Source organism: Streptomyces sp. SID14478, assembly GCF_010548525.1.
Taxonomy (GTDB): domain Bacteria; phylum Actinomycetota; class Actinomycetes; order Streptomycetales; family Streptomycetaceae; genus Streptomyces.
Window position 1 is genome coordinate 1 of sequence record NZ_JAAGMG010000542.1, and the last position, 423, is coordinate 423.

Annotated in this window: 1 pseudogene; it reads right to left on the minus strand. The window is 76.8% G+C overall.

The features are described 5' to 3' along the window. A pseudogene (locus tag G3I40_RS17585) lies at positions 1 to 423 on the minus strand (hypothetical protein); the annotation flags it as partial.

Consider the following 423-nt stretch of genomic DNA (forward strand, 5'->3'; position numbering starts at 1 on the left):
CGCGGCCTCCCCGTTCGCCTCGGGCAGCTCCTGGTCCGCGTACGCCCAGGAGTTGACCGAGCGCACGCCGTGCGAGCGGGCCGCGGCCAGGGAGCAGGCCGTGGTCCGCCAGTCGCCGGGCTGCACCTCGCGCGGCGCGTCCGGGCGGCCGGACGTGAGGTGTGCGGGCACGAGCTCGCCGAGGTCGGTGGAGTAGCGGGTGCCGTCCGCGTCGGTGAGGGCCAGCGCGTTCCACGACGTGCACGAGGCGGAGAGGGCGGGGCTCGGGAACGGGGACGTCACGCCGTCCTTCGTACGGGACAGGCGCTGCGCCGCGGCCGTCGGCGCCAGCAGGTCGCGCACGGCCGCGCCCGTCACCCACGGGGCCGTCAGATAGCGGACATTGCCGTCGGAACGGTCGACGACCACGGCGCCGGCCTGCGG